We start from the raw sequence: 5,138 nt of genomic DNA, 5'->3' as shown, positions 1-5,138 counted from the left end.
TATTCTATATATCAAACACTTAAATACATAAAAAAGTGCTTTTTTATGTATTTTATTTCTATTACATTTGGTTGTGCAACAAGCACATCGCATTGGCAAAATGGCGGGTTAAGTGCCAAACTCAACTTTTGTGCATTTTATTCCGCCGAATGTGTTCCACATTCAGCTTTTTTTAATAATTTAGCTTCTGTGGAAACACATCGGCTACGTCACTGCTAAATTGAACTTTTTGTCCAATTTATCCGCCACTTCGCCAATGCGTTTCCCGTTAGTGGCAACAAAAACAAACGATAATTAGACAATAAATGAAAAATATTTTATTTGTAGTTTTTATTTCAATGATATTTTTATTTGTTTGCTGTAACACAACAACGAATAAAAACATAATTGAAACAGAAATTTCTGATTTTGACAAAATTTTAGATAGTTTTCAAGTAAATGGTTCAATTCTAATTTATGATAACGACAAGAATACTTTTTACTCAAATGACTTTGATTGGGCTAAAAACGGAAAATTACCTGCATCAACATTCAAAATTCCAAATTCTATAATTGCTGTTGAATTAGGCATTATTGAAAATGATACAACTATTTTAAAATGGAATGGCGAGCAGAGAAAAATGGATATTTGGGAAAAAGATTTATCATTTAAAGATGCTTTTAGAATTTCCTGTGTTCCTTGCTATCAGGAAATTGCAAGGAAAATCGGAACAATTAAAATGAAAGAATATTTAGAAAAATTTGAGTATAAAAATATGATTTTTGACAGTTTAACGATTGACAATTTTTGGCTTGAAGGAAATTCAAAAATATCTCAAAAACAACAAATCGACTTTTTAAGGAAATTCTATTTTTCAAAATTTCCAATTTCTGATAGGACAATAAAGATTGTCAAAAATATTATGGAAATTGAGCGAACTGAAAATTACATTTTAAGCGGTAAGACTGGATTAAGTTCGATAGAAGAAAAATATAATGGTTGGTTTGTTGGTTATGTTGAAACAAAATCTAATGTTTATTTTTTTGCAACAAATGTAATTCCGACAGACGGATTGAATGTTGATGATTTTATTTCATCGAGAATTAATGTAACAAAAAATGCGTTAAAGCAAATGAATATAATGAAATGATAAATGCCACTAACATATGGTAGCCGATAATTGCCGGCTTTCGTGCCAACTTGATACTTTGGTGCTTTTAACGAACCGAAGTGCTAAATTGATACGAAAGTGCTGTAAATCCGGCAACTACGGCTACCATTTTTCGTTATGCGGCAGCTTAAAAGACGACACCAAACCAGAAAAATCATCTTGACAACCACCCGACTTTGAACTACGAAGGATGAAATTTTTCAGGGACAACTTCCAGCATTTCCAAAAAACAGTTTACCCATTGACTTGGAGACAAACAAACAATTTGAGCATTAAGGTTTAAACCGAATTTTTCCGAAATTGACCTGACCTGACTTTTCCTGAAAATCGACTTTAAAGCTGTTTTTACAGATAAATCAGGTTTCTCTAACAGACAGGAAATAAATGCTAAGTATTTGGCTTTAAACTTAAAATCAAAAAATAACTGTTTTCTTTTAATGTTTAACAGGGCTGATTTGACAGTTGGCGGTGGAAAGAAACTTTCAGGACCTACCTCATAGACAAGTTTCAAATCAAAAAAAGTATGATAGAAAACGGTATATGGATTGTAAAGCTTCCTCGAAAATAACTTTTGTGTAGGTTCTAACTGAAGGACAATGGAACCTCCCAGAAAATTTCCAAGACTCTCAAACATCAGGATTTTGAAAATATCGGAAGTAATGCCATAAGGAATATTTGACACCACTTTGAAAGGAAATTTCGGAACTGCAAAATTCCTAAAATCACAACCGACAACTTGAACATTTCGGGCATCAGAAAATAATTTTCGTAAATGTTCAACCAAAGCTGTGTCGTTTTCAATAGCAACAACATTGTTGGCGATTTTTAATAAATGAACAGTAAGAAACCCCTTGCCTGCCCCAATATCTAAAACCGTATCCTGATTACTTATATTTGCTTGTCTTATTGCATCTTTTATTAGCACTTTATCAATAGTAAAGTGCTGACCCGTAAAACGAACGGGCAATTTCTTTTTTGTCATTAGTAACTTCTTACAGGTGAATACTTGAATTCAAATCGTGGAGAAGTGAATAGACAGTATTACCCGACAGAGCAACTATGACAACGTAACGCCTTTACAAAAAAGTCGGTACACGAAACCCATAGACTAATTGTCTTGACCTAAAAGAGATTGGAATTTTCAGGACTGCCTATCACTTAGATAGAAGTCCAAGGTCTGCTGAAATACATAATTCAAAAATTGAAATTGCTTGACTGCAAATTTAGTAACTTTGCTTGACAAATTAACGAGAAAGAAGAGAAAATGAAAACCGACCGCATAACATCACCTATACGCAAGCAGGGGTTTCGTGCTTCGTAGGACAGTTAAGTGGTAAATTTAAAGTTCAGTTCTTCGTAGGAAGTTCAGTGGTTAAAATCCCTGCCTGCGTATAGCTGAGAACCGTTGTACGACATAGTAAAACCGAACCAAACAAAATGAAAGTCAGAGAAGAAAAGTTAAGAACAATTATAGAATGGTCGGAGAAAAACGAAGATGTAAGAGTTCTTCTTCTGACAAGTTCACTTGTAAATCCTTTAGCACTTGTTGACGAATTTAGTGATTTAGACATTGAATTTGTTTTTGAGGATAATACAAATTACATTTCAGACAAAAGCTGGACGCTTAAATTCGGAAATCCAATTGCTATGATTGAAGAAGACGAAAGTTGTTTTAACCATAAACACGCAATGAAAATGCTACTTTATGAAGACGGTGTGAAAGTAGATTTTAAACTTTACAGCAAATCAAAATTTATAAAGGAAACGCAAGAGAAAGAATTACCAGAAGATTGGGATATTGGTTATAAAATTTTAATTGATAAAGATGGTATTACAAAGCAAATGCTGAAACCAACTTATCAAATTTCCATTATCAAAAAACCGTCTGAAAAAGAGTTTCAAAATCTAATAAACGATTTTTGGTGGGACACAACTTACGTGGCAAAGTGTCTTGTGAGAGATGAAATATTCTATGCGAAATTTATGTCGGAAACCGTTATTCGCACAGAATATTTAATTCCTTTAATTGAATGGCACATTGCAAGTGAACACAATTGGAACATAACGACCAATAAATATGGACGGCTTTTCAAAAAGTATCTTAACCAGGAAATGTGGGCTAAAACAGAACAAACATTTTCAGGGAGCGATATAAAGGAAAATTGGACTGCTCTATTTTCAATGACTGATTTAGTTTCAGAAATAGGAACTGAATTGTCAAAAAAATTAGAGTACAAATACCCGGATAAATTAGAAAATGACATACGAAAATATTTAGCTGGACTAAAACCCAAAACATAACTACGTCGTACAACATCGTATTGGCAATAGGCGGGCTGAACGGCTTCGTATCAACGGAAGTGCAAAATTCAACTTCTGTTCTTCGATTAAAGTTCAGTGCTAAAAATCCCGCCCATCGCCAATACGCGGCACGTTATGTGAAAGAATAAAACGGCACCTCCAAAAAGAAAGTGCCGTTTCGAAATTAAATTTATAAATTCTCAATCCACTACTTCTGAAACAGTTGATTTTTCTATTAGAAAAATTCCGTCAAAAGCTTCTTCTATTTCAGTTTTTAGGCACATCGAATCAAATCGAATCTTATTACAATTTTTTAATTCCGTACTTCTGTTCATTAGTAAACAGCATTCTTTTCCTCCAAATTCTTGCATAATAAATTCAACAGAATCCGACTCTGGAAAATCAAGTGGAAATTTATCAACCCTAAAGCCAAATTGATAATCATTATCAGGATACAATGCCGCAGTTTCTCCACGTAGATTAGTTATTGCAAATGCTTTATATTTTTCTCCAAAAGTCATCGAAAGTCTTTGCCCCATTGGATAACAACTAATAAATCCATCAAAATCTACCGGAGTTTTTTGAATGTGAGCATTGTGGGCAACCAAAATAATCTTTTTACCAAGTGAATTTTTCAAAAACCAATCAATGCTTTCTGCCATATACTGGTCTTTTGCTCCCATATCTCCTTCAATTCCCCTTTCAGTAATGAAACTTTCCATAGCATCAGCATTATAATTCATATAAATCAAGCCTTTAACTTGATGAACTATCGATTGAAATTCTAAACTTTCTAATTTTGGTTGAAGAGTAATCAAACGAATGTAAACTTTTAATAGCAATGCTTTTAATTCATTATGTTCAGCTTCATCAAAAAGCGATAAATTTAACGCAAGCTGAGAAGTCGAATAGAAATCAAATTTCTCAGCAAGATTTAAAATCTTCTGTAAGACATCAGAAGAAACGATTGAAAGTCTTTGCAAATAATCAGATACAATACGAAAGTTTGGAAAATAAGAACCTCCATTTTTAGGAATATCCACACCTAAAAAGGTAATTTGATTATTATTGTCTTGATTATACCGACGAAGCCATAGCAAAGTATCTTTAAACTCATTTGGATAATAAAAGTGTGACAGTAACTTATCCAAATCGTCGAATGGAATTTGTGATTTTATCCACTTATCAACTTCTAATCCTTCAGAAAAACCAAACTCAAATGCCAAGGTGTCAAAATCACATTCAGTTACTAAAAACTCAATAACTTGATGCCTGAATGTAAAAAACTCTTTTATGAAATGTGAGTTTTCGCCTAAACCAACAATTGTAGAAGAATCAAAATATTCTCGAAATCGAAAAAGACTTTGTTTTATGGATGTATTATTTTCCGAATTAAACGGAAAAGTTAAGGGTTTTATATTTTTCATTATTACCTTATTTTAAATTAAAAATTAACGTACCAAATAGCAACCGTCTCAAAAAGACGATTTAATAATTTACTTTAATTTTTAATTACCAAGGCTTGCTGAAATACATAAAATGTGAATTATTTGAATACAAAGATACTAAAAATTCCTTCACATAACATCGGTAACCGTTGCACAACCCCAATATTTTCGAGATTACCCAAAATTTATAACAAAAAACGACCTCTTTTAAAGCGATTTAAGGGAGCTTTGTTTTTGG

The 5,138-nt window shown here is 32.5% G+C and carries 5 protein-coding genes; 3 read left to right on the top strand and 2 right to left on the bottom strand.

Annotated elements, in window-relative coordinates; genetic code table 11:
* Together QWY78_RS09330 and QWY78_RS09325 are read left to right on the top strand one after the other, a co-directional pair.
* Nucleotides 1-219: hypothetical protein (locus QWY78_RS09330; RefSeq protein WP_290219135.1), on the top strand; the 219-nt coding region annotated here is incomplete at its 5' end.
* An 86-nt stretch (nucleotides 220-305) separates the two neighbouring features.
* Nucleotides 306-1,130, top strand: coding sequence for a class D beta-lactamase OXA-347 (locus QWY78_RS09325; protein ID WP_004295324.1), 825 nt, complete (start codon nucleotides 306-308; stop codon nucleotides 1,128-1,130).
* A 202-nt stretch (nucleotides 1,131-1,332) separates the two neighbouring features.
* On the opposite strand, the gene erm(F) is transcribed toward QWY78_RS09325, so the two are convergent.
* Entirely contained in the window at nucleotides 1,333-2,133 is an 801-nt protein-coding gene (gene erm(F) / locus QWY78_RS09320; protein WP_004295323.1) for a 23S rRNA (adenine(2058)-N(6))-methyltransferase Erm(F), read from the bottom strand.
* A gap of 455 nt (nucleotides 2,134-2,588) precedes the next feature.
* Between erm(F) and QWY78_RS09315 the strand changes: the two genes are divergently transcribed.
* The gene (locus tag QWY78_RS09315; protein ID WP_003013318.1) at nucleotides 2,589-3,452 is read left to right on the top strand and encodes an aminoglycoside 6-adenylyltransferase AadS; all 864 of its coding nucleotides are present in this window, start codon (nucleotides 2,589-2,591) and stop codon (nucleotides 3,450-3,452) included.
* 200 nt (nucleotides 3,453-3,652) lie between these two features.
* On the opposite strand, the gene ere(D) is transcribed toward QWY78_RS09315, so the two are convergent.
* Nucleotides 3,653-4,879 (bottom strand): EreD family erythromycin esterase, encoded by a 1,227-nt coding sequence (gene ere(D) / locus QWY78_RS09310; RefSeq protein ID WP_095073170.1) that lies wholly within the window; start codon nucleotides 4,877-4,879, stop codon nucleotides 3,653-3,655.
* Nucleotides 4,880-5,138 lie beyond the last annotated feature (259 nt).

The sequence above is a fragment of the Kaistella yonginensis genome, assembly GCF_030409525.1.
Taxonomy (GTDB): Bacteria; Bacteroidota; Bacteroidia; order Flavobacteriales; family Weeksellaceae; genus Kaistella; species Kaistella yonginensis.
This window is presented reverse-complemented; position numbering and strand designations above follow the sequence as displayed.

What these genes read in the sequence shown, in the direction of transcription:
- QWY78_RS09325 (WP_004295324.1), top strand. Translation starts at nt 306, where the DNA reads ATGAAAAATATTTTATTTGTAGTTTTTATTTCAATGATATTTTTATTT.
- QWY78_RS09315 (WP_003013318.1), top strand. Translation starts at nt 2,589, where the DNA reads ATGAAAGTCAGAGAAGAAAAGTTAAGAACAATTATAGAATGGTCGGAG.